This is a genomic window from Bradyrhizobium sp. SZCCHNR1015 (assembly GCF_032489875.1).
Classification (GTDB): Bacteria; Pseudomonadota; Alphaproteobacteria; order Rhizobiales; family Xanthobacteraceae; genus Bradyrhizobium.
Genome location: NZ_JAUEYW010000010.1, coordinates 164381 through 187279 on the forward strand (window position 1 = coordinate 164381; position 22899 = coordinate 187279).

Below are 22899 nucleotides of genomic sequence, written 5' to 3' on the forward strand. Positions count from 1 at the left end.
CATGCACATTCTCACCAACGACGTTTCCAGAGATCGGTTGCCCTCCTCCGAGATCGAGCAAGCATCTTCCATGCCGCGCGTCCTCAACGCCGCGCCGACGATGGACCATCTCGATGAGCTGGAGGCGCAGAGCATCTACATCCTTCGCGAGGCCTTTGCACGGCTGAAGAAGCTGGCGCTGCTGTGGTCGCTGGGAAAAGATTCCAACGTGATGATCTGGCTGGCGCGCAAGGCGTTCTTCGGCCGCGTGCCGTTTCCGGCCATGCATGTCGATACGGCCAAGAAGTTTCCGGAGATGTACGCCTTCCGCGACACCTACGCGAAGGAATGGGGCCTGGACCTGAAGATCGAGCCGTGCCCGCCGATCGATGCCGTCGATCCGACCTTGCCGCCCGCGGCGCGCTCGGCTGCGCGCAAGACCGAAGGCCTGAAGATGGCGCTCGCCAAGCACGGCTTCGATGGCCTGATCGCCGGCATCCGCCGTGACGAAGAGGCGACGCGCGCCAAGGAGCGCGTGTTCTCGCCGCGCGGCGCCGAAGGCCATTGGGACGTGCGCGACCAGCCGCCGGAATTCTGGGATCACTTCAACGCCTCGCCGCCGCAGGGCGCCCACTTGCGCATCCATCCGATCCTGCATTGGACCGAGGCCGACATCTGGGCCTACACGGCGCGGGAGAACATCCCGATCATCCCGCTGTACCTGTCGAAGAACGGCAAGCGCTATCGCTCGCTCGGCGACCAGGACATCACCTTCCCCGTCGCGTCCAACGCCTCGAACATCCCCGAGATTCTCGCCGAGCTCGAAAGCACCAAGGTGCCCGAGCGCGCCGGACGCGCGCTCGACCACGAGACCGAGGACGCCTTCGAGCGGCTGCGCGTCGCCGGCTATCTGTGAGCGGAGCCTGAGGCAATGAACATGAGAGTCCCGGCCGCCGCTCCCGCCACACCGAACGGCACCACCCGTCCCCAGGTCCGCATCGTGATCGTCGGCCATGTCGATCACGGCAAGTCGACCCTGGTCGGACGCCTGCTGCACGAGACCGGCAGCCTGCCCGAGGGCAAGCTCGAAATGCTGCAGGCCGTCTCGGCCCGCCGCGGCATGCCGTTCGAATGGTCGTTCCTGCTCGACGCGCTGCAGACCGAGCGCGACCAGGGCATCACCATCGACACCACGCAGATCCGCTTCCGCACCAATGCGCGCGAGGTCGTGCTGATCGACGCGCCCGGCCACGCCGAATTCCTGCGCAACATGATCACCGGCGCCGCGCAGGCCGACGGCGCGGTGCTGATCATCGACGCGCTCGAGGGCGTGCGCGACCAGACCCGCCGCCACGGCTATCTGCTGCATCTGCTCGGCGTGAAGCAGGTGGCGGTCGTCGTCAACAAGATGGACCGTGTCGATTTCGGCGAGGACCGCTTCGATGCGATCAAAGCCGAGATCTCGGCGCATCTCGAAGGCCTCGGCGTCAAGCCGGTCGCCGTGATCCCGATTTCCGCGCGCGACGGTGATGGCGTCGCCGCGCTAACGTCGCGGATCGGCTGGTACGACGGCCCGACCGTGGTCGAGGCGCTCGATGGGCTGGAGCCGGCCAAGCCGCTGTCGAGCCTGCCGCTGCGCCTGCCGGTGCAGGCGATCTACAAGTTCGACGATCGCCGCATCGTCGCCGGCCGCGTCGAGGCCGGGGAATTGCGCGCCGGCGACGAGATCGTGATCATGCCGGCCGGCAAGATCGCCAAGATCAAGACCGTCGAGGGCTGGCCGCAGACCCCCGTGACCACGCCGCAAGGCGCAGGCCGCTCGGTCGGCATCACCCTCGACCGCGAGCTGTTCATCGAGCGCGGCGACGTCATCGCCCATGTCGGCCGCGAGCCGCAGGCGGCGCGCCGGCTGCACGCCCGCATCTTCTGGCTGCACGACCAGCCGCTCGCCAAGGGCGACAACATCCTGGTCCGGCTCGGCACCCGCGAGGCGCGCGGCAGCGTGGTCGCGATCGAGAAAGCCGTCGATCCGGGCTCGCTGTCCAACGAGCAGAACGCGTCGATCGCGCGCAACCATGTCGGCGAGATCGAGATCGCGCTGACCCAGCCGGTCGCCGTCGATCCCTACACCGAGAATGCGCGCACCGGCCGCCTCGTCATCGAGGTGCAGGGCCGCATCGCCGGCGGCGGACTGGTGCTGTCGATCGCAGCCGGCAAGCGCGCCGCGCCGGTCGACATCATGCCGGTGGAATCGGCCCTGCAGCCGCAGGAGCGCGCCGACCGCTATCGCCACAAGGGCGCGGTGGTCTGGATGACCGGCCTGCCCGGCGCCGGCAAGTCGACCTTGGCGCGTGCGCTGGAGCGGCGGCTGTTCAGCCGCGGCGGCGCGCCCGTGCTGCTCGATGGCGACACCGTGCGCGCCGGCCTCAACAAGGATCTCGGCTTCACGCCGGAGGACCGCGCCGAGAACATCCGCCGCCTCGCCGAGGTCGCGACCCATCTCGCCCGCAACGGCCACATCGCGATCGTCGCCGCGGTGTCGCCGGCGCGCGAGGACCGCGCGGCTGCGCGCCGCGTGGCCGGCGACCTGTTCCGTGAGGTCTACGTCGCCACCGCCGCCGAGATCTGCGAGAGCCGCGACCCCAAGGGCCACTACGCCAAGGCCCGCGCCGGCGCCTTGCAGAACTTCACCGGCATCGGCACCGACTACGAGCCGCCGCTCGATGCGGAGCTCGTCATCGACACCGCGACGCGCGGGATTGCGGACGCCACCGACGAACTCGAGGCGCTGCTGTCGCGGACATCAGTGCTGTTCGACGACATCGCCGATCTCGGCGCGAATATCTGAGGCGCCGTACAAGCTCCCAAAGCTTGTAGCAGGCGGCCTGCCCCAAACCGTCCTTCATACCCAATGTGCAGCTCTGGCTTCGGAGCTGACCCCTCATGGTGAGGAGCCCGCCCAAAGGCGGGCGTCTCGAACCACGAGGCCCCACTGTGGCCTCGCCCTTCGAGACGCTCGCCTTCGGCGAGCTCCTCAGGGTGAGGGGGACCGGCATTCCGAGAAGAGCGAATTGCGGACGCGGGCGGAAGTCTCAACCCTCTCCATGAACACGCGATCAGCGTATCCATGGCCCCGCGTGCAGCGTCAGTCCGGCGCTTGCCACTCATGGTGAGGAGCGCCGCCTTCGGCGCGTTCAGGCGATGCTCTCGCATCGCCTTGAGAACCATGAGGCCCAGTCATCGCAGATCTTCGGCGAGGTATCGCCGCGACGACGATTGTTAGTTCCGGCCCGCCGCCTACAGCGCTCCGACATAGGCGGTGAGATCGTCGAGCTCGGCCTCGGTCGGCAGCCGCGTCTCCATCTTCTTGGCATAGAACTCCCACATCAGCTTGACGGCGTCGCGCAGCGAAGCCGTGCGGCCGTCGTGGAAATACGGCGCGGTCGACGCGGCCGCATGCAGGGTCGGCACCTTGAACTTGCCGCCGGTGCCGATGTCGTCCTTGCTCTTCTTGTCGAAGCTCGGCAGCTGGTGACAGGTGCCGCAGCCGCCGTCGCCGATATAGAGCTCATAGCCGCGCCTGACGGCCGCGCTGGCATCCTCCCGCGGCGTGCCGTCCTCCTTGACCTGCCAGTTGGCCGGATAGTTCAGCGTGCGCACATAGGCGACCAGCGCCGCCAGGGTCTCCGGCGACGGCTCCGGCCCCTTCATGCGGTTGACGATGATGCCGCGGATGCTGTCCTCCAGCGTCGGCGCCTGGCCGGCCCAGCCGAACACCGCACGCTCGCCGACGCCCCACAGCGTCGGCGTATTGCGGCCGTTGGGATCGCCGTCGGCGACCACGTCGAGGCCGACATAGGTCTTGTTGTTGGTGTGCCCGGTCGAGAAGTGACAGGTGGCGCAGGATGCCTTGCCGCCGCCGGAGAGGCTTGCGTCGTTGAACAGCTCCAGCCCCTTGGCGGCGAGCTCCACTTCGGAGAGCTGCGCGGGTGCCGCCACGGCCGCACCGACGGTAGTGGGCGAGGCCACCGGCTCCTCGGTCACGATAGGTGCTGAGGCCTTCGGCCTCCTCTTCGCCGCGGCCTGGCGGAGTCTCGGCCTGTACTCGGGCACGGCCGGGTGCGCGGATTTCGGCTTCAGCGCCGACGCGAGCATTTGCAGCAAGGTCGGCTTTTCCGGAGCCGCCGCAAGGTATGGCGCCGTCGACATGTCGGCGGCGAGGGCGGGCACGGCGAGCAGACCGAGGCACAGGACGATCGACCGCAGCCCAGTGAACGACATGATGCGTCTCCCCACACCCCGCTAGATGCAATTAGTTATCGATAGCCTTTACGTCCGAAGTGGGACTGTGCGGGGGCAATGAATCGGCGCAGGCGGGATCGAGCGACAACATCGCGCCCGCCTGCGAGCGCCTCGCCGAGGTGCCGTCCGCAGCGCGGCCACGAGTCGGCCTCGTGACATGACGCGCGACATCGGCGCACAGCGATCGCCGCAGCCAAGCGTGGTCACATCCTGCCCGAAGAACTACGGAGGAGTGCGCTGGTTCGCTCTTGGACGCCAGCCTGGCCATCGGGCCGCCGGACGATCTGCAAGCAGAAATTAGCACTTCATCCGCACAGTTCACGGCACGCGCAGCAACGCTGTCGAGGCGCATGATGGAGCATCTGGCGGCCTATTGGTCGAGGGCGGAGCTGGAGACGAACGGAATTCTGCTGCTGCACCTGATGGGTGCTGCGGCCGTCGGCCTGTTGCTGGGCTACGAGCGCACCTATCACGGACGCGCGGCCGGCATGCGGACCTATGCGCTGGTCTGCGTCGCATCGACCTTGCTGACGGCGATCAACGGTTTTCCCGGCAGCTGGTATGGCGGCATCGCGGTGTCGCCGACCGTGTCCGATCCGACACGCGTGATCCAGGGCCTGATGACCGGCATCGGCTTCCTCGGCGCTGGCGTCATCATCAAGGACGGCTTCACCATCCGCGGCGTGTCGACCGCCGCCTCGATCTGGATGACGTCGGCGATCGGCATCATTATCGGCATCGGCCTCTACGGCACCGCGCTGTGCGCTACGGCCTTGTCTCTGGCCGCGATGACCCTGCTCGGCGCGGTCGAGCAATGGCTGCCGCACCAGACCACGCTGTCGCTGTCGGTCGTCTATCGCCATGGCCTGCAGCCGAGCGAGGCCGAATTGCGCGAATGCATGCGGGCTTATGGCTTCGACGTGCTGGACTGGTGCTACGAATACAGCGAGACGAAGCGTCAATTCCATTTCGAGCTGGTGCTGCAGGCCGCCGGCCGGTTCGAAACCGCGCAGATGGCGCGCGACCTGTCGGGCGCGGAAGACGTCGTCGAATTCCGCCTCGCGCCGTCGCGGGCGTGAGGGAGGAGTAGCATGAGACTAGCGAACAGTCCGAATCAATGATCGCGCGCGTAGGGCGAGCAACGCGGCGCCTTAGGCGAGGTGTGCCCACCACATCGAGCCGAGCGAGTGCGATGTCTGGCGCGGGACGTTTGACGGCCATACCACCGTGCGTCACCCGCAGGCACCGCGCTCGCATCAAATACGAAAACGCCCACCGCAATGACCGCCGTCAGTAGATCCACCCCCGTTGGTCATCTCGCACGTTTCTCGACCCAGCCCCACCGCTTGTAAGCGATCTCCATGGCTCGTTTGTAGGCAGCATTGTTACGCATAAAGCTGAAGTTTCCTTCAGCTACCTTGCTCGCATATGCCTTATCAGCCACAAGATCAGCCAGGATGAAGCGGCATCGCGTCGTTGCCAACGCTGAAAGCCATTCGGTATACTGAGCCTCCAGGCTTAAACCTCGACCAAATCTCTCCGCGCGCTCTTCCAACTTGGGATCATTAAGTATCGCTTGGCAGAGTAATGCCCATAACAAATTTCGAGATCGAAGGACGTATGCGTATTTGTTCGCCCCCTTATCAACGATATCCAAGCTGATTCGACCAAGCCGAAACTGAGCCTTGTAGCAGAGGACGATTTTCCTTAGATCAGACTTCAACCGACCTTCACTAAAAACTTGGCTGTAAATTCGCTCATCCTCAAAAACTTCTCTAAACCGAGCAAGCTTATCAATTTCACCATCAACAATCAAAAATGTACGAGCCAGCTTCGTTAGCTCCACAGCCCGATGCTCGGTTATCCCCTGCTCGTCCAGCTCTTCATCGCTAAGGCTAGTGAACGCCTGCTCCTGTCGTTCGTAATAAATACCGAGCTCACCTCGGAACCTATCCTGCAACTCCAACTGAATGAGATCGTTCGCATGTAGGCTCCAAGGATCAACCGGATTTTGCCGGTTGTTGTTAATTGTGACGCTTGTGACAAAGTCAGCGCTTGCATCGGTAATGATACGACACATCACCCGAAGCTCACTCAAGGTACCCTCGCGATCAGAGAGCTTCTTATTGCCTTCATTTGCTTTCAGAAAGCGACCGTACGTGGTAACGGTCTGCGCTCCGTTAAGCAGCCGCGGCTCGGTTATTTTGAAACTACCGTCTTGAGATTGAAGATTCTCCGCGAACAAAGTAACTCCGTTGTGGTTGAACGCAAAGATCTTTGCGCTATCCCTATCGTCGATGACTATTTTCTTCAACGACTGCTGAATAGATCGGTTTACGGCCTTGTCTTCCGGCAACGCGGCGCGGATATTTCGCTCGAAGAATCTCGGACCCATTTCCTTATGCATTGCGTGAAGGTCTGCGAGTCGGATGAATCCGACCGTCATCTTTTCGCCTCTTGGCCCTTCCCGGCAAACCGTTGCATCCAGCTCGATAGGATAACTGTGCGTTTTACGAAGGTGGGCAGCCGATCCAACTCTTCGCGTGCGCGCAGAGCGAAATTCAATAACCATTGTTACGGGGCGGCCAAAGCGCTGGTCGACAAGATACTTCTTGTTTTCAAGGTCCTCGCGCAACTTGTCCAAGACCTGGCTTCGCTCGGCCTCCGTTGGATCTCCGGTGAAAACAAAATGAATGTAAACGCGATCAATAATTGCTTCGTTTTCTAGAAGGGCACTCTTGATCTGCATCAGCAACTGATTTTGATGTTGATCCTGGTTCTGTGCCCCGAAAATTTGCTCCATACCGAAATCAGTCAATCGCTTGAACGAAGACTTAAACTGTTCGTATGATTGCGACCACTTGAACTGGAACAGATAAAAATTCCGCTTCGCCTGGTCAAAGTGGAAGCCGTCTACCCCATAGTCGTTCCCGCCGAACGCCACTTGCTCGATGGCGATTTCCCGATCGAGTCCAAACTCGTTCATTAAATACAGAAGAGCGAAGTAATCATTGCGGTTACCTCCACAAATACGTCTAAGGTCAGAAAAAGCTTGATCAATGTTCTGGTCCGTTATCGCCACCGTAAGGCTCCAAGTCTCTATTGTCTGTTTGATCAAACGGCTGAAGTCGAGCAAGGTCCCCTTATCTTCTATCTCTGATTTTGCGTTCTCATCATTTTTGGCCCGCTCAGGCGCCCCTTAAATGCTGGTCCAAGCAATCGGGCAACAACGTTTGGCCGAGGATCGCCGGCCTATAGAAACCATGCAGCGCCCATGATCGATTTGATTATCTAAAACAAGGCATCCGAAGGCAACTCCCCTGAGTATACTCATCCTTCGAACATCTCTCGGCCGAGCCGTCAGAGCCGACGCGTAAGCTCCGGAGAATCGCCCCGACAAGTCCTTTTGTGAAGCCTTCAAGCGCAGTACCCGAACGGGCCCTCACCACGAACTTTTTTCTTTCTTTTTTTCAGAATTCGTGCTTTACTCTTCCGTATCCCGTCCCACACGAGGGACAGTTCGCGACCGTCACGGACGTCGGGTGCGGGATGCGGTGGGCGTCTTGGGCTGCGGCGTGAGCGATCATGCTGGCGGACAGTCCCAGGCGCACGGCCAAGCCGTGGGGTCCTGGCATCCCGACGCTGATGCCACGCCTGCGATGACGCTCACGCGTCGCGCGGGCAACGGTGACCAGAAAGCCCGGCGCACCGGGGAGACCACGGAGCAACCGTAAATCCATCGCGCGGGGAAGGCCGGATGTCCGGCTCGTACCTGTGGTGACTGCCGCCTGCATTTTTTTCTGCAGGCGGGCCATGGGTGCAGCCTGCACCCGGCCTTCCCTGCGCCTCTCGTTAGCAGAGGCGTTCAACTGGCAAAGCTCGGACGCCAACAGGCGCCGCGAGAACGTTGGCGACTGTTCGCAAGCGCACGATCCAAATGAGCAGCGAGATGCAACCTCAGGCGTCGTTGCGAGCGAAGCGAAGCAATCCAGACCATCTCCGCAGCGACAGTCTGGATTGCGTCGTCGCTTCGCTCCTCGCAACGACGGCGGAGGCCGGAGCAAATGCCGCGGACTTCCGCAACACCGGATCGACAGGATCGGCCCCTCGCCCCCGATCTCGGAACCGACGCCCTCCCCCGACCAACTGCGATACCCCTCCCCCCTTTCGTGACCTCCGCTTTGGCGCTAAATGCACTGCACACGCCGCCTTCGAGGCGGCCATTCAGCATGCCCAATTCGCGCGCAACGTCGCCCTTTTTCGAGAGAAACGTCTCATCATGACCCGTATCGACGCCCATGGACTGAAGATCGCCCCCGTTCTGTTCGACTTCATCGCCAAGGAGGCCGCGCCGAAGACCGGGATCGATCCGGACGCGTTCTGGGCCGGCCTTGCCGCGATCCTGCGCGATCTCGGCCCCCGAAATCGCGAGCTGCTCGCCTTCCGCGACGCCCTGCAGGACAAGATCGACGCCTGGCACCTCGCCAACAAGGGCAAGGCGTTCGACCTCGGCGCCTACACGGCGTTTTTGCAGGAGATCGGCTACCTCTTGCCCGAGCCGGCCACGCACAAGGTCGAGACCGCCAATGTGGACGAGGAGATCGGCAAGATCTGCGGGCCGCAGCTGGTGGTGCCGCTGACCAACGCCCGCTACGCGCTGAACGCGGCCAATGCGCGCTGGGGCTCGCTGTACGACGCCTTCTACGGCACCGACGCCATCCCGCATGACCCGAGCGAAGCGGGCAAGGGCTACAACAAGGCCCGCGGCGACAAGGTGATCGCCAAGGCCAAGGCCTTCCTCGATACGGCCGCGCCGCTCGCCACCGGCAGCCACACCGACGTCACCGCCTACAGCGTCATTGCCGGCCAGCTCTCGGCCAAGCTGAAGAGCGGCAACGCCACCGCGCTGAAGGACGCCGCGCAGTTCGCCGGCTATCAGGGCTCGGCGGAGACGCCGTCCGTGATCCTGCTCGCCAACAACGGCCTGCACGTCGAGGTCGTGATCGACCGCAGCCATGTCATCGGCAAGGACGATCCGGCGGGGGTCTCCGACATGATCCTGGAAGCCGCGGTCTCGACCATCCTCGACATGGAGGATTCGGTCGCCGCCGTCGACGCCGAGGACAAGGTGCTGGTCTACCGCAACACGCTCGGCCTGATGAACGGCACCCTGTCGGCCGATTTCGAGAAGGGCGGCAAGACGCTCACCCGCGCGCTGAACAGCGACCGCAGCTACACCACGCCGTCCGGCGGCAGCCTCACGCTGCACGGCCGCAGCCTGCTGCTGATCCGCAATTGCGGGCACCACATGTTCACCGACGCCGTGCTCGACTCCGAGGGCAAGGAGGTGCCGGAGGGCATTCTCGACGCCGCCGTCACCGGCCTGCTCGCGATCCACGACCTCAAGGGCAACTCCAAGGTCAAGAACAGCCGCACCGGCTCGATCTACATCGTCAAGCCGAAGATGCACGGCCCGGACGAGGTCGCGTTGACGGTCGAGCTGTTCGCGCGCGTCGAGAAGATGCTCGGCCTGCCGGAGAACAGCATGAAGGTCGGCATCATGGACGAGGAGCGCCGCACCACGGTCAACCTCAAGGCCTGCATCCAGCAGGCGTCGAAGCGCATCGTCTTCATCAACACCGGCTTCCTCGACCGCACCGGCGACGAGATCCACACCTCGATGGAAGCGGGTCCGATGATCCGCAAGAACGAGATGAAGGCGCAGCCCTGGATCAAGGCCTATGAGGACTGGAACGTCGACATGGGCCTGATCGACGGTCTCCCCGGCCACGCCCAGATCGGCAAGGGCATGTGGGCGGCGCCCGACAAGATGGCGGACATGCTGGCGCAGAAGATCGGCCATCCCTCCGCCGGCGCCACCACGGCGTGGGTGCCGTCGCCGACCGCGGCCACGCTGCATGCCCTGCACTATCACCAGGTCAACGTGCACGCCCGCCAGGCCGAGCTCACCAAGGGTGGCCCGCGCGCCAAGCTCGGCGACATCCTCACCATCCCCGTGTCGAACTCGAATTGGGCGCCGGACGACGTCCGCCAGGAGATCGACAACAACTGCCAGGGCATTCTCGGCTACGTCGTGCGCTGGATCGACCAGGGCGTCGGCTGCTCCAAGGTGCCGGACATCCACGATGTCGGCCTGATGGAGGACCGCGCGACGTTGCGCATCTCCAGCCAGCATCTCGCCAACTGGCTGCACCATGGCGTGGTCAGCAAGGACCAGGTGATGGACTCGCTGAAGCGCATGGCCGTCGTGGTCGACAAGCAGAATGCTGCCGATGCGCTCTATCAGCCGATGGCGCCGTCGTTCGACGGCGTGGCGTTCAAGGCGGCCTGCGACCTCGTGTTCGAAGGCCGCACCCAGCCGAACGGCTACACCGAATACATTCTCACGGCGCGGCGCCGCGAAGCGAAGGCAAACGCCTGATGCGAAAAGCCCCGGCCATCCGCCGGGGCTTTTTTTGATCAGTCGGAGGTAACATGATGCCGTATCATATCACCGCGATGAAGCGGAGCAGCGAGATCACACCGAGCACGATGACGATCACGCGGCAGATCTGCTTGGCGCGGCCGTCGATCGGCAGCAGGTTGATCAAATAGAGAATGAGGATGACGACGAGAAAGGTGACGAGTGCACTGATCAGCATGAAGAGCCCCTTGGCGAGAAAGATGCGCTGGCGTTGGTCAGCTAACCCGCTCGCGGGCTGGTAGTTCCGCGCCCGGAACCGTGAGCGCCCTGGGCCGTCTCCGTAGTTCCACGGAGCCACCCCTCATCCAGATTTTTACCGGTTTGCGGTCGAATGCGGTGAATCGGAGATCAACATGCTGAACCGCCTGACCATTTCCACGACGTTGAAGGCCATCATCCTGGTGACGGCGTGCCTGTTTGTCGGCCTGTTCGCCTCGCGGGCCTATTATTCGTGGCAGCAGCTCAAGCTCACCGCGCGCATCACCTCGATCGTCGATGCCTCCGGAAGCATGTTCAAGGCGATGGACAAGCTGCGGGCCGACCGCTCCACCTCGAACCGCATGGTGACCGTGGACGAGAAGGTCGAACCGGAGACCGAGCGATACGTCCGCGCCCTGCGTGACGTTGCCATGCCGTCCATGGGCCGCGCGCTCGGCATCCTTCCGGGCATCGAGTTTGCCGACAAGGCGGCGCTGCTCTCGCAATTCCAGCAATTGCTGACGACGCTGAGCGATCAGCAGAAGGAATTCTGGCTGGAGGTCGCCAAGCCGAAGGCGTCGCGCCGATTGGCGCTCGGCAAGGAATACATGCAGACCGAGGACAGGCTGCTGGAGACGCTGGAGAAGATCCAGGCCATCCTCGCCGCCGAGGTCAACCATGCGGACCCGACCATCGATCAACTGCTGCAGATCAAGCAGATCGCATGGCTGCTGCGCAACACCGCCGGCGACGCCTCCTTCCTGGTTTCGAACGGGCTCGCCGCAGGCAAGATCACGCCCGAGGCGCGGCTGAACTATACCAAGGCGGTCGGCGGCGCCGAGGCCGCATGGAAGGCGCTCGAACTGGCGACCACCGGCGCAAAATGGCCGGCCGCGATGACGGCGGCGCTGGAGGCCACGCGCAAGGCCTATTTCGACGCAGAATACACCGCATTGAGGGATCGCCTCGTCAACGCGGTCGCGAGCGGCGAGACGCCGGAGATGGTCGCCAACAAATGGAGCCCGTTCACGGTCGGGCGCCTCAATGCCGCGGTTGCGGTCGCCGAGACCGCGCTTGAAACCGCAAGGACCTATATCGAGGAGCAGCATGCGGCCGCCATGCGGACCCTCGGCATCGAACTCTGCCTCCTCATCGCGGCGACCGGGATCGGCGGCGCCGCGCTGATGCTGGTGAGCCGCCGGGTGATCCAGCCGCTCAACAGAATGCGCGATGCCATGCTGGCGGTTGCGGGCGGCGACCTCAGCGTCGAGACGGGCTACATGCAGCGCCAGGACGAGATCGGGGCGCTGGCGGGCGCGCTCGAAACGTTCAAGCAGCAGGCCAAGGACAAGCTCGCGATCGAGGCCCAGGAGCGCCAACGCAACGAAACGACGGTTGCGCGCCAGCGGGCGATCGAAAGCTATGTGAGCGAATTCGAGGGGCTGGTGCGCGATTCGCTCGAGCAGCTTGGCCGCGCCTCCACCGACATGCAGGCGACGTCCGCCGGCCTGACCAACGTATCGCGGCAGACCAACGCCCGCGCCGAGGAGGCCTCGAAGGCCTCCAGCGATGCGTCGATGAGCGTGCAGACGGTCGCCTCCGCCGCGGAGGAGCTGAATGCCTCGATCGCCGACATCAGCAAGCAGGCGTCGCATGCGGCCGGGATCGCCAGCCGCGCGGTGGAGCAGGCCCGCATGACCGACGGCACCGTGCAGGGGCTGGCGCAGTCGGCGAACCGGATCGGCGAGGTGGTCGGGCTGATCAACAGCATCGCCTCGCAGACCAACCTGCTGGCGCTGAACGCCACCATCGAGGCGGCGCGCGCCGGTGAGGCCGGCAAGGGTTTTGCCGTCGTCGCCTCCGAGGTGAAGACGCTGGCGAGCCAGACCGCAAAGGCGACCGACGATATCTCGGAGCAGATCGCCGACATCCAGCGTGTCGCCAATGACGCGATCGACGCGATCAAGCGCATCGGCGGCATCATCGGCGAGGTCAACGAGGTGGCGACCGCGATCGCCGCGGCGGTGCAGGAGCAAGGGGCGGCGACGCAGGAAATCTCGCGCAGCACCCAGTTCGCGGCCGACGGCACCAAGCACGTCTCCGACAACATCACAGGCGTGAAGTCGGACGCCGATGCGGCTGCGGCGGCCGCCGACAACGTGCGCAATGCCTCAGAGACGCTGGAGAGCCAGAGCAGGAACCTCGGTCATCAGGTCACGGACTTCCTCGGCAAGATCCGCGCGGCCTGACGACCTCGCAGGATCAGTCGGACGCCATCACCGGCGCGCGCTCGTATTTCGCGCGCAGTGCCGCGGGCGCCGGCGAGAAGTTCAGCTCGGCACGCTTGCCGCTGCCGGTCCGGTTGGCGACCTTGAGGCCGTCGTCGCTCGCGACGACGTCGCCCTTGCGCAAGGTGGGGTCGTTGTCGATCGACACCTTGGCAAGGCCGAATTGGTCCTTGCCGTTGCAGGTGCAGCCGTCGACGATCTCGGTGCGATACTTGAAGGCGTTGGGCAGCGCCGAATATGGCTTGCCGCCATCCGTCTCGGCGGCGTCGATCGAGCTGCCGTAGACGATCTCGGTCTTGGACGCCGGGCAGAAGCTGTTGCAGGCGGCTTCCTTGCTCTGGTCGCCGGTGGCTCCGAGCGGGAAGTAGCGCCCGTCGCAGGTGCGCACGCACCAGGCGACGCTGCTGCTGCCGCCGCGATAGCTGACATCGCCCCGCGGGGCCGGCCGTGGCGCCGGTGGCGCCTCGTCGGCGAACGGCATCCGGATGTAGGGCGCCTGGCGCTGCGGCGCGTTGAAGCCGCCGAACAGCGCGGAGAAGAAATCCTGCGCCCCCGCCGAGGTCGGCGCCGCCAACGCACCCGCGGTTGCCATGGTTGCCACTGCGATGGCGGCGAGTGCACGTCGACCCTTCATCGTCCCACTCCCAGATCAGTTGATGGCCGAGACCGGCAGCGACATCGCCTGACGCCCCGACGGCAGCGAGGTCACGCGCGGCGCCCGGGCGGAATTCGCGCTCGCCTGCAGCGATGCGGCCTTCGGCAGCACGACGACCTTCGTCCCCACCTGCACGCGGCTGAACAGGTCGCTCACGTCCTCATTGGTCAGGCGGATGCAGCCCGAGGACACGAACTTGCCGATCGTGGTCGGATCGTTGGTGCCGTGGATGCGATACTCGCTGGAGCCGAGATACATGGCCCGCGCGCCGAGCGGATTGCCGGGACCGCCAGCCATGAAACGCGGCAGATAGGGCTGGCGCGCGATCATCTGCGCCGGCGGATGCCAGTCCGGCCATTCCGCCTTGCGGGTCACCGTCTGCACACCCGACCAGGTGAAGCCCTCGCGCCCGACGCCAACGCCATAGCGCAGCGCGCGACCGCCGCCGAGCACGTAGTACAGGTAGGTATTGGCGGTATCGATGATGATCGTCCCCGGCGCTTCCCGCGTATCCAGATTGACGATCGTGCGACGAAGCCGGTTCGGAAGCTGGCTGTCCTCGTCCTGCTCCACGGCGGGTGCAGTCGCCTGGTCGGGCGGGAAGGCCAGCTGCTGCTCGACCGGCGCATAGCCGAGGCTCTGCGCGTGAGACGCGGCGGGACCCGCGACGAGAAGAACCGCGACGCCGACGATCAGCGAAGCGGTCCGCCGCGAAAGGTTGCGATGGCCGGAAACGAGCTGTGTCATGGAGTGCCCCTGTCAGACGAGCATCGCGGTGCGATGCATGATTGCCTTCCAAACGCCGAACGGCTCGCCGCAGTTCCGGCTCCGCTGTGGTCGCCCTGCGTCAGTCAAGCGTAGCTGCTGTCACGTTCTCGCGACGGAACCCGGCGCCGTCTCGCCAGTTAGGCGAAAGAAGAACGTCATCACGCGAACTGTGCGCGAACGACCCGATCGGGGGGACCTATGGTGCGTGTACTTCCCACCGAGCGGCTGCTCGCGAGCGGGAGCGAAGGCGCGGCGCTGGATGAAAGCCGCCACGAGCTTCCTCCTGTGATCAGGCGGGCCGAAGTCGTCGCCATCGCGCTCGTGATTCTTACCGCGATCTGTGTCACCGGCGTTCTCTACGTCGCCCGCGGGTTCTTTCTGCCGATCGTGATGGCGTTCGTGGTCGGCACCATGCTGTCGCCGGCCGCCAACTTTCTCGAACGCCACCACGTGCCGCGCGGCGTCGGCGCCGTGCTGATCGTGATCGCCGTTGCCGCGGGACTGGCCTTCATCATCGGCCTGATCTCGGCGCCGGTCCTCGACTGGACCAATCGCCTTCCCGAGCTCGCCACGACGCTCAAGGCCAAGCTGCACGTCTTCGATCGGCCGCTGGCGCTGTGGCACGAAATGCAGGCGGCGATCGGCGGTGGAAGCGCGCAGGCCTCAACCAGCCTGGAGCTGCCCAAGTTCGAGTGGGTTCAACCGACGATCGAATTCCTGTCGCCGACCTTCACGGAATTCCTGCTGTTCTTCGCCACGCTGGTGCTGTTCATCGCGAGCTGGCGCGACCTGCGGCGCACCTTGATCATGACCTTCGGTGATCATGAGGCCCGGCTTCGGACGCTGCGCATCCTGAACGAGCTCGAACTGCACCTCGGCAACTATCTGCTGACGGTCACGCTCATCAACACCGGGGTCGGCATCGCCGCAGGCCTCGCCTGCGCCATCGCCGGCATGCCAAACCCCGCCGGGCTCGGCGCGCTCGCAGCGACGCTGAACTTCATCCCCATCATCGGCCCGATCGCAATGTTTGCGGTGCTCGTCCTGGTCGGCGCGGTCGCATTCCCGACCCTGAGCGCCGGCATGGTCGCGCCCGCCATCTTCGCCGTGATCACCTTCATGGAAGGCCATTTCGTCACGCCGACCATCATCGGCAGGCGGCTCGCGCTCAACGCACTCGCGGTGTTCATTGCGCTGGCATTCTGGACCTGGCTGTGGGGCCCGATGGGAGCCTTCCTCGCCTCGCCGCTGCTGATCGTCGCCCTCATCGTCAAAGAGCATCTGCTGCCGGACGATACGCCGCAACTGCCGGCGGACTAATTCGGTTTCCAGCGTCGGAACTTCGGCTGAGACCCCGCGTTTGTCGAGCAGACGCAATCACCTTGCTCCGGGAGCTTGCCATGCCACCGACTGACGGTGAGACCGCCCTGAAAGATCTCGTCGACAAAGCGAACTACGAACGCCTGCAGAAGGATGTCCACGCCGTGAAAAACGATATCGCAGCTCTCACCGAACAGATCACCGACGCGCTGAATGCTTTCGCCGGGCAGGCGAGCAAGCAGGCCCGCAGCGGCTATCGACAGGCGCGCGAGAACGTGGACCAGACGTTCGACGACATGTCCGAGCGCGGCACGGCCATGTTTGGTGCGGCCCAGGAGGCCGCGAACTCGCTGGAGGAGCGCCTCGAGGACGTGATCTCGCAGCGTCCGCTCGCCACCGTGGGTCTCGCGCTCGGACTTGGATTTCTCATCGGCGCCGCCTGGAGACGCTGAGGATTTGGCCCCTGAAATCCAGAGGCTTGTCTCGTTTCGGCGCCGCGTCTTCGGCGCCGATTTGAGTCTGTTGCGCAGATGAATGAGATCGGGAGGGAATGACATGCTGCAGCGCCTGATTGCGGACTTCCAGGAATCGACCGGGCATGCCGTTAGGCTCACGTCGCTCGCAATCGCTGCAGCGGTCGGACTGTTCGTAACCACGAGCTTTCTGTGCGCCGCCGCTTTCGTCGCCGTCCTGGATCGATACGGGCTCGTGGCCGCGTGCCTCACCGGTGCCGCCATCTTCTTCGTGGTGACGTTGATCGCCGCGATCAGCTACATGGCGCGCAAGCGCGCGATCGAGAGCCGTGCCGCGCGAAGCGCGGAAACGGCGCGGTCGGCGGTCCAATCGGCTTTTGCAGACCCGATGCTGCTGGCCAGCGGCTTGCAGATCGTCCGCATGATCGGCATCAAGCGGCTGATTCCCATTCTGGCCGTCGGCGGTCTGGCGCTCGGATTCATGGTCAGCCGCCCAGCGGCGGAGGAGCAAACGCCCGCAGAGTGAGGATCCAAGGCGTTGATCGAGTGCTTAGGCGGCGGATCGGGTGCAAGCTGCTATCAACTAAGTCACACACCGTCCCGGTTGCAGGCGCTTGGCGATCTCCGTCAGCACCGACACCGACGGCTCGCACGCCACCGGATGCTTGACGCCCTGCCGCTCGTTGCCGGTGGTGATGAGCTGCGATCCCTGCGGCGACGGCAACGAGCCCGCGCTCACAGCGGCGGGGTTGACGGGAAGCCGCACCAGGAAGGACGTCTCCGCGAAGGCTGCCAGCTTGATCGACACAGTTTGTGACGGCGCCACAGTACCGCTTTGTTGCGCGCGGTCAGACTTGGCGGCCCGGTTCACGTCGTTCGCGGTCGCGACGATCGTCTCGCGGGCGGAGTTCTGGAGCGGCAGGTTGGCGCCAAGATCATGGCCGGAGGCCAGTTGCATTGCACCCACGAGCATTGCGGAAGCCGCAAGCGAACCCAAAACGATAACCTTCCTGGTCTGCGACATGTCTCTGCTCCCCTCGCCGCAAGGCGATCGGCATACCAACGTAAGTCGCAGGAACTGGGTTCTCGGTCGGGCAAATCACTTAACCGTGTGTAAACTGCGGCGACATTCTTCAAATTCGTGGCGTCAAAAAATTCGATCTCACGCGGAACGACTTTTTGGGTCGCGCGTCATCTTGGCAGCCGGTTATTCCCCCTGCCCCATTGACCGGCGACGCGGGGCACCGCCGTGGTGATGCCGGCGGTGCCCCGCATTCTTTTCTGATCCATCTGCTCGATCGGATCCCAGCCCGACATTCCCGGCGCTTTATCCGCTTTCCCCTGAGGTATATGTGGCAGTGGCGCGGCCACGTTCATCGTCCGCGCATGGGGGCGGGGATGCTGAGCTCGTTGGATGGCGTGCGGAAGGGGCTTGGGCTGGCGCTGGCTCTCCTGTGCCTGTTTCCCGCGATGGGAGCGGCTGAGAGCGCCAAGGATACCTGGATCAAGAATCTCGTCGCACAATTGAAGATTCAGCGCCGTTATCCACTGCGGGCTTCGGATGAGGGCGGGACGGCCAAGGTCCTGTTCCACATCGACCGCGAGGGTCATCTCATCTCGGCGGTGCTGGCGGAAACGACCGGCGATCCCGCGCTTGACCAGGAGGCGCTCGCCATGGTCCGGCGCGCCCAGCCATTCGCCCCACCTCCGCCGGAGCTGGCGGATGGGGATCTGACGTTTCTCGTGCCGATCGTTTTCGCGCCCCGGCGGACGTCGCAAATCTTGCAGACGGACATCGATCCGAGTGACGCGGTCCTGAAGGCACGACTCGGCGGGGTGTGCCGCGGCTGCTGATCTCGCAATTCGATGCTGCAAAAGAAGCCGGCGCGCTCCACGAGGAACGCGCCGGAACAGGATCGTGCACGCGTGGCCTGATCAGGCTGCCGGCTTCGGCATCCGGTTGCGCGAATTGCGCTGGAAGAACAGCGCCTGGCTCGCCACCGCCGACACCATGGCCGGCTGGAACGGCTTGGAGATCAGGAACGCCGGCTCGGGCCGCTCACCGGTGAGGAAGCGCTCCGGATAGGCGGTGATGAAGACCACCGGTACCTCGAAGGTGCGCAGCAGCTCGTTGACAGCGTCCAGGCCGGACGAACCATCGGCGAGCTGAATATCAGCCAGGATCAGACCGGGCTTCTTGTTCTTTGCGAGAGCCACCGCATCGGCATGAGTGCGGGCCACGCCGATGACGTTGTGGCCGAGATTCTTGACGAGGCTCTCGAGGTCCATCGCGATAAAGGTCTCGTCCTCGATGATCAGCACATCGGTAGCGATTTCGGCGGCGAGCTCCCGTCCGGCAGCATCCGCCAGCCGGCGGGTTTCAGCGACGTCGATGTCGAGGATGAAGGCCACTTCCTCCTCGGGAAAACCCTCGAGCGAGAGCAGCAGGAAGGCCTGGCGTGGTAAGGGGGTGATATTCGAGAGCCGCCGTTCCGGCGGCATCGGCAGGGTCGCCACTTCTGCGTCGTCGTTGAGCGCCACCGAATTCCAGATCTGCGTGAACAGGCGGAACAGGGCCGCCCGCGGTCCATAGCGCTCGTCCAGCAGCGCCGGATCCTGAATCAGGGCCTCGAGCATCGCTCCGACATAGGCGTCTCCGGAACCCTGGCTGCCGGTGAGGGCCCTCGCATACCGGCGCAACAGCGGCAAATGTTCAGCAACAAGCTGTGATCGGCTCATCCCCACTCCATTCGGTCATCTGGGCTTCCGCCCGGGTTCCATAATGCGCTGATTACGCCTGAAGCGACGAAAAGTTCCCCAAACGCGTGGAACTTTTATCGCCCCGTCGCATTAGTTCCCGACAGACCCTCTCGGTGGCGAGAATAATTCTTGAAGCTTCAGGGACTTAACTCTCGGGGAAACGTGGAAAAGGTCATGAAAGATGTAAAGTCTCAAGCCAGCAAGAATGCGGCACCGCGCAAGCCCGGCGGACTGAACGCGGAAATTCAATCCAGAATCGGTCATCAACTCCGCGCGATGTACGACGACGTCGTCCGTCAGGGAGTGCCGGACCGCTTCGCGGATCTGGTGCGGAAGCTTGATGCGCCGGCAGCACAGTCCCACGTGGAGAACGGCGGGGGATCCAACGACCAAACCGACGGGAGGGAGTGAATGCCTCTCACTGATTCCTTGCGGGACGATATCCTCGCGGCCGTCCCCAGCCTTCGCGCATTTGCGATTTCCTTGAGTGGTAACAGCGATCGTGCCGACGACCTCGTGCAGGAAACCCTGCTCCGGGCGCTGGCCAACATCGACTCGTTTCAACCGGGATCGAATCTGCCTGCCTGGCTGTTCACGATCCTGCGCAACCTGTTCCGATCCGACTACCGCAAACGTCGGCGCGAAGTGGAAGATGCCGAAGGCAACTACGCCAAGACGCTCAAGACACATCCCTCGCAGGGCGCGCATCTCGAGTTCGAGGAGTTCCGCGCGGCGCTCGAGAAGCTGCCTCAGGACCAGCGCGAGGCACTGATCCTGGTCGGTGCATCGGGCTTTTCCTACGAGGATGCGGCAGCGATCTGCGGCTGCGCGGTGGGCACCATCAAGAGCCGCGTGAACCGCGCGCGCTCGAAGCTGGCAGCGCTGCTCTACGTCGAAGGCGCCGAGGATTTCGGCCCGGACGAGACCGTGCGGGCGGTGATCGGCGGCAGCGGCGGCTGATAAGCCAAGCCGTCGCAAACGAACCAGCAAAGAGGCGGCTCCTCAGCGAGCCGCCTCTTCTTGTTGTTGATCTCTTGTGCCCGGGATCGTACGCCCCGGCAGCCTGTTCGCCGACCAGCGCTGCGGCTATCGCGCCGGATGCAGTGGTGCGGAGAACTGCTCGGTCCGATCGCGCTCGGTCATGTCGATGACCGTCTCCATCGGCGCGCTCAGCTCATAGACATAGCTCGCCTCGGTGAAGAAGCGCTTTGACGTGCCGCCGAGCGCCTCCGGCGCAACGCGATCGAGCAGGATCAGTCCGAAATCGCTGTCCGGCCGCCGCGTTGCTTCACTGGTGTTCAATTCCTCCCAACGGAAGTGGAAGACGGCATTCGGCTCCTCGCCAGTCACCTCCCATTTGGCGGTGATGTGCGGGTGCTTTCCCACCAGCGAGAGGCCTTCGTCCGAGTGCGAGGCGAGTTCAAAGAACAGCAGCGACAGGCTCTGCGCGGCACGCGCGCTCACGGTGATGTCGGGTCCGTTGACCGCAATCCTGTCGGCATGCGGGATGGCGCGAGCTTCGAACAGTCCGCGCAATTGCACGCCCTGCCATTGACTCTCGCTGAGCAGCGTGACGACGTTCGACATCGCATGGATCCGCCCGATCAGCAGCTCGCGCGCGACATCGATGTCGCTGCCATGACGCAGCGTGCGCGTCACAATGGACTGGATCACCGCCAGGATGTTCTTGACCCGGTGGTTCAGCTCGTCGATGACCGCCGTCAGTCGGCGCTCGAAGCCGATCCGCACCTGGATTTCGCGACTCAGGCGCAGATTATTGTAGGCGACGTAGCCGAACAGGCCGCAGATGATACCGGTCAGCGCCATCCCGATGACGCCGACGATCGCCGCGGTCTGTTGCGCACGCCGGACCGCATTGCTCTTGGCGTAATAGACCAGCGACCAGTCGTGATTGCCGAAGGCTACGGTGCGGGTCGACGACGGAGCAGGATCGTCCGGCCCCCGGGTCCGGCTCGTCACCGCGCCCTGATCATTGGCAACCAGCTCGTCCGAGGCGTTGCGCGGATCCTTCAACGCCACCGAGAACAACGACAGATCGTCATTGGTGAGCAGCAGCGGCCCGATCTCGTAGGAAAACGTCACGAAGCCCGCCGGCGCAGTGGCACCTTGCGGGACGACCGGGGCTGCCAGCACGATCCCGATCGGACCGTCGCTCCGCACCAGCGGGGTGGGGTCGGAAGCGACCGGCTTGCCCTCGGCCATGGCGCGCGCAAGCATCGGTCCGACGATCGGCTGCCGGTCGAGTGCGATGCCGGGAAGCCTGGAGGTCTCGGCATTGCGTGGCTCGAGATCCATCAGAACGTCCAACGGACGATCGACGTTCGGCCCCAGCGGCGTGTCGTCGAAATTGCGAATGGTTGGATTCGGGAAGCCAGTCTGGCGCAGCTCGGTTTGCGCGATGGAGAGCTCATCCGGCCGCAGCCGCGCGATCCACGATGCCACCACGAAGTCGGTCTTGAACGCGTAGATCGACGATCGCAGCGGCTCCAGCATATTGGCCTTGATCACCGAGGGAGCGCGGAACAGCCCGGAGGCCACCCGGGCCAGCAGCTCACGTTCGGTCAGCCGGTCCTGGACGAGGCTGGCATGGACGTCGATGGCACGGGCGAGCGCAATGCGATCGAGCGCCAGCTCCTGGTCGTGTACGCGATAGGCGGCCAAGCCGGACAGCGCCGTCCCGACCAGCGCGATCAAACCGATGATGACACCCAGCCGGAGCACTCGTTTACTCTGAAGTAAAGGGTTGGCGAAGGAGGAGACGAGTCATCCAATAACCGGGCCTGCAACTCAAGGACGCACCTCGGGGCGATCGGAAGTGATCGGAGCGATCAGTGGATAGCGATCCCAGGATACCGGTGGATCGGCGCCGAGACGCCTTGGGCAAGGCGCACCCCGGGTCGAGGAAACACCCGAGGGCTCAAGTTGTTCCGGCCGGATGAGGCTTTTTTGCGTCTGTCATTGCAGCAGACGCATCGAGCAACGAAGAACGTTGCGACGCAGATCAGTCCCGGCGCTCAGGCCGACGGCTTCAGACCGCCCTTGGCTTCGATGAAGCCGATAATCCGGTCAAGCCCTTGGCTCTTCTTCAGATTGGTCATGACGAAGGGCCGTGCGCCGCGCATGCGCTTGGCATCCGTCTCCATCTTCTCCAGAGAAGCGCCCACATGGGGTGCCAAGTCAATCTTGTTGATCACCAGAAGGTCGGAGCGGGTGATACCCGGTCCGCCCTTCGACGGGATCTTGTCGCCCGCCGCGACGTCGATGACGTAGATCGTGATATCGGCGAGTTCCGGCGAGAACGTTGCCGCGAGGTTGTCGCCGCCCGACTCGATCAACACCAGGTCGAGTCCGGGAAACTTGGCCCGCATGTCGGCCACTGCGGCGAGGTTCATGGAAGCGTCCTCGCGGATCGCAGTGTGCGGGCAGCCGCCGGTCTCCACGCCGGCGATACGATCCGGGGTGAGCGATCCCGAGCGAACGAGAAACTCCGCGTCCCACTTGGTGTAGATGTCGTTGGTGATCGCGGCGATGTCGTAGCGCTCCCGCATCGATTTGCACAGGAGATCCATCAGCGCAGTCTTGCCGGACCCGACCGGGCCACCGACGCCAACGCGGAGCGGACCGTGAGACGATGCCATGTCATTTACCCTT

The 22899-nt window shown here is 64.1% G+C and carries 20 protein-coding genes; 11 read left to right on the forward strand and 9 right to left on the reverse strand.

Going from position 1 to position 22899, the window contains the following annotated elements:
* The first annotated feature begins 70 nt into the window (after window positions 1-70).
* Together cysD and cysC are read left to right on the forward strand one after the other, a co-directional pair.
* Complete coding sequence (gene cysD, locus QX128_RS18425) at window positions 71-895, forward strand: sulfate adenylyltransferase subunit CysD (protein WP_316216480.1); 825 nt, start codon at window positions 71-73, stop codon at window positions 893-895.
* Window positions 896-910: 15 nt separating this feature from the next.
* Window positions 911-2827, forward strand: coding sequence for an adenylyl-sulfate kinase (gene cysC, locus QX128_RS18430; protein WP_316238163.1), 1917 nt, complete (start codon window positions 911-913; stop codon window positions 2825-2827).
* A 449-nt stretch (window positions 2828-3276) separates the two neighbouring features.
* Here cysC and QX128_RS18435 read toward each other — a convergent pair whose 3' ends face one another.
* Window positions 3277-4260: a cytochrome-c peroxidase gene (locus QX128_RS18435; RefSeq protein WP_316238164.1), complete on the reverse strand. Its 984-nt coding sequence runs from the start codon at window positions 4258-4260 to the stop codon at window positions 3277-3279.
* Between the two features lie 371 nt (window positions 4261-4631).
* Here QX128_RS18435 and QX128_RS18440 point away from each other — a divergent pair, with 371 nt between their 5' ends.
* Window positions 4632-5360: an MgtC/SapB family protein gene (locus QX128_RS18440; RefSeq protein ID WP_315804727.1), complete on the forward strand. Its 729-nt coding sequence runs from the start codon at window positions 4632-4634 to the stop codon at window positions 5358-5360.
* Window positions 5361-5593: 233 nt separating this feature from the next.
* On the opposite strand, the gene QX128_RS18445 is transcribed toward QX128_RS18440, so the two are convergent.
* Window positions 5594-7417, reverse strand: a complete 1824-nt coding sequence (locus QX128_RS18445; RefSeq protein ID WP_316238165.1) for an AIPR family protein — start codon at window positions 7415-7417, stop codon at window positions 5594-5596.
* Window positions 7418-8560: 1143 nt separating this feature from the next.
* On the opposite strand from QX128_RS18445, the gene QX128_RS18450 reads away from it, so the two are divergent.
* Window positions 8561-10723 (forward strand): malate synthase G, encoded by a 2163-nt coding sequence (locus tag QX128_RS18450; protein WP_316238166.1) that lies wholly within the window; start codon window positions 8561-8563, stop codon window positions 10721-10723.
* Between the two features lie 64 nt (window positions 10724-10787).
* On the opposite strand, the gene QX128_RS18455 is transcribed toward QX128_RS18450, so the two are convergent.
* Window positions 10788-10943 carry a Thivi_2564 family membrane protein gene (locus QX128_RS18455; RefSeq protein ID WP_315804721.1) on the reverse strand — a complete coding sequence of 52 codons (156 nt, stop codon included), beginning with the start codon at window positions 10941-10943 and terminating at the stop codon, window positions 10788-10790.
* A 175-nt stretch (window positions 10944-11118) separates the two neighbouring features.
* Here QX128_RS18455 and QX128_RS18460 point away from each other — a divergent pair, with 175 nt between their 5' ends.
* Window positions 11119-13212, forward strand: coding sequence for a methyl-accepting chemotaxis protein (locus QX128_RS18460; RefSeq protein ID WP_316238167.1), 2094 nt, complete (start codon window positions 11119-11121; stop codon window positions 13210-13212).
* Window positions 13213-13225: 13 nt separating this feature from the next.
* Here QX128_RS18460 and QX128_RS18465 read toward each other — a convergent pair whose 3' ends face one another.
* Together QX128_RS18465 and QX128_RS18470 are read right to left on the reverse strand one after the other, a co-directional pair.
* Entirely contained in the window at window positions 13226-13885 is a 660-nt protein-coding gene (locus tag QX128_RS18465) for a DUF2865 domain-containing protein (RefSeq protein WP_316238168.1), read from the reverse strand.
* A 15-nt stretch (window positions 13886-13900) separates the two neighbouring features.
* Complete coding sequence (locus QX128_RS18470; RefSeq protein WP_316238169.1) at window positions 13901-14653, reverse strand: L,D-transpeptidase; 753 nt, start codon at window positions 14651-14653, stop codon at window positions 13901-13903.
* Between the two features lie 222 nt (window positions 14654-14875).
* Here QX128_RS18470 and QX128_RS18475 point away from each other — a divergent pair, with 222 nt between their 5' ends.
* The 3 genes from QX128_RS18475 (at window position 14876) to QX128_RS18485 (ending at window position 16993) form a co-directional block, all read left to right on the forward strand.
* Window positions 14876-15994, forward strand: a complete 1119-nt coding sequence (locus QX128_RS18475) for an AI-2E family transporter (RefSeq protein ID WP_316238170.1) — start codon at window positions 14876-14878, stop codon at window positions 15992-15994.
* 80 nt (window positions 15995-16074) lie between these two features.
* Complete coding sequence (locus QX128_RS18480; protein WP_316238171.1) at window positions 16075-16446, forward strand: YqjD family protein; 372 nt, start codon at window positions 16075-16077, stop codon at window positions 16444-16446.
* Window positions 16447-16549: 103 nt separating this feature from the next.
* Window positions 16550-16993: a hypothetical protein gene (locus QX128_RS18485; protein WP_315804715.1), complete on the forward strand. Its 444-nt coding sequence runs from the start codon at window positions 16550-16552 to the stop codon at window positions 16991-16993.
* A gap of 57 nt (window positions 16994-17050) precedes the next feature.
* Here QX128_RS18485 and QX128_RS18490 read toward each other — a convergent pair whose 3' ends face one another.
* Window positions 17051-17491: a hypothetical protein gene (locus QX128_RS18490; protein ID WP_316238172.1), complete on the reverse strand. Its 441-nt coding sequence runs from the start codon at window positions 17489-17491 to the stop codon at window positions 17051-17053.
* A gap of 200 nt (window positions 17492-17691) precedes the next feature.
* On the opposite strand from QX128_RS18490, the gene QX128_RS18495 reads away from it, so the two are divergent.
* Window positions 17692-18321 (forward strand): energy transducer TonB, encoded by a 630-nt coding sequence (locus QX128_RS18495; RefSeq protein WP_316238173.1) that lies wholly within the window; start codon window positions 17692-17694, stop codon window positions 18319-18321.
* A gap of 81 nt (window positions 18322-18402) precedes the next feature.
* On the opposite strand, the gene QX128_RS18500 is transcribed toward QX128_RS18495, so the two are convergent.
* Complete coding sequence (locus QX128_RS18500) at window positions 18403-19206, reverse strand: response regulator (RefSeq protein ID WP_315713838.1); 804 nt, start codon at window positions 19204-19206, stop codon at window positions 18403-18405.
* A gap of 195 nt (window positions 19207-19401) precedes the next feature.
* On the opposite strand from QX128_RS18500, the gene QX128_RS18505 reads away from it, so the two are divergent.
* Together QX128_RS18505 and QX128_RS18510 are read left to right on the forward strand one after the other, a co-directional pair.
* Window positions 19402-19638 (forward strand): NepR family anti-sigma factor, encoded by a 237-nt coding sequence (locus QX128_RS18505; protein WP_315713837.1) that lies wholly within the window; start codon window positions 19402-19404, stop codon window positions 19636-19638.
* Entirely contained in the window at window positions 19639-20187 is a 549-nt protein-coding gene (locus QX128_RS18510; protein WP_006612137.1) for a sigma-70 family RNA polymerase sigma factor, read from the forward strand.
* Between the two features lie 126 nt (window positions 20188-20313).
* Here the strand turns inward: QX128_RS18510 and QX128_RS18515 are convergent, their stop codons facing one another.
* Window positions 20314-21969: an HWE histidine kinase domain-containing protein gene (locus QX128_RS18515; protein WP_316238174.1), complete on the reverse strand. Its 1656-nt coding sequence runs from the start codon at window positions 21967-21969 to the stop codon at window positions 20314-20316.
* Between the two features lie 293 nt (window positions 21970-22262).
* Window positions 22263-22886, reverse strand: coding sequence for an urease accessory protein UreG (gene ureG / locus QX128_RS18520; RefSeq protein WP_315804711.1), 624 nt, complete (start codon window positions 22884-22886; stop codon window positions 22263-22265).
* Window positions 22887-22899: the final 13 nt, after the last annotated feature.

Coding starts and splice junctions, on each gene's coding strand:
- cysD (WP_316216480.1), top strand. CDS start 71: ATGCCGCGCGTCCTCAACGCCGCGCCGACGATGGACCATCTCGATGAG.
- cysC (WP_316238163.1), top strand. CDS start 911: ATGAACATGAGAGTCCCGGCCGCCGCTCCCGCCACACCGAACGGCACC.
- QX128_RS18435 (WP_316238164.1), bottom strand. CDS start 4,260: ATGTCGTTCACTGGGCTGCGGTCGATCGTCCTGTGCCTCGGTCTGCTC.
- QX128_RS18440 (WP_315804727.1), top strand. CDS start 4,632: ATGATGGAGCATCTGGCGGCCTATTGGTCGAGGGCGGAGCTGGAGACG.
- QX128_RS18450 (WP_316238166.1), top strand. CDS start 8,561: ATGACCCGTATCGACGCCCATGGACTGAAGATCGCCCCCGTTCTGTTC.
- QX128_RS18455 (WP_315804721.1), bottom strand. CDS start 10,943: ATGCTGATCAGTGCACTCGTCACCTTTCTCGTCGTCATCCTCATTCTC.
- QX128_RS18460 (WP_316238167.1), top strand. CDS start 11,119: ATGCTGAACCGCCTGACCATTTCCACGACGTTGAAGGCCATCATCCTG.
- QX128_RS18465 (WP_316238168.1), bottom strand. CDS start 13,885: ATGAAGGGTCGACGTGCACTCGCCGCCATCGCAGTGGCAACCATGGCA.
- QX128_RS18470 (WP_316238169.1), bottom strand. CDS start 14,653: ATGACACAGCTCGTTTCCGGCCATCGCAACCTTTCGCGGCGGACCGCT.
- QX128_RS18480 (WP_316238171.1), top strand. CDS start 16,075: ATGCCACCGACTGACGGTGAGACCGCCCTGAAAGATCTCGTCGACAAA.
- QX128_RS18485 (WP_315804715.1), top strand. CDS start 16,550: ATGCTGCAGCGCCTGATTGCGGACTTCCAGGAATCGACCGGGCATGCC.
- QX128_RS18490 (WP_316238172.1), bottom strand. CDS start 17,491: ATGTCGCAGACCAGGAAGGTTATCGTTTTGGGTTCGCTTGCGGCTTCC.
- QX128_RS18500 (WP_315713838.1), bottom strand. CDS start 19,206: ATGAGCCGATCACAGCTTGTTGCTGAACATTTGCCGCTGTTGCGCCGG.
- QX128_RS18505 (WP_315713837.1), top strand. CDS start 19,402: ATGAAAGATGTAAAGTCTCAAGCCAGCAAGAATGCGGCACCGCGCAAG.
- QX128_RS18510 (WP_006612137.1), top strand. CDS start 19,639: ATGCCTCTCACTGATTCCTTGCGGGACGATATCCTCGCGGCCGTCCCC.
- ureG (WP_315804711.1), bottom strand. CDS start 22,886: ATGGCATCGTCTCACGGTCCGCTCCGCGTTGGCGTCGGTGGCCCGGTC.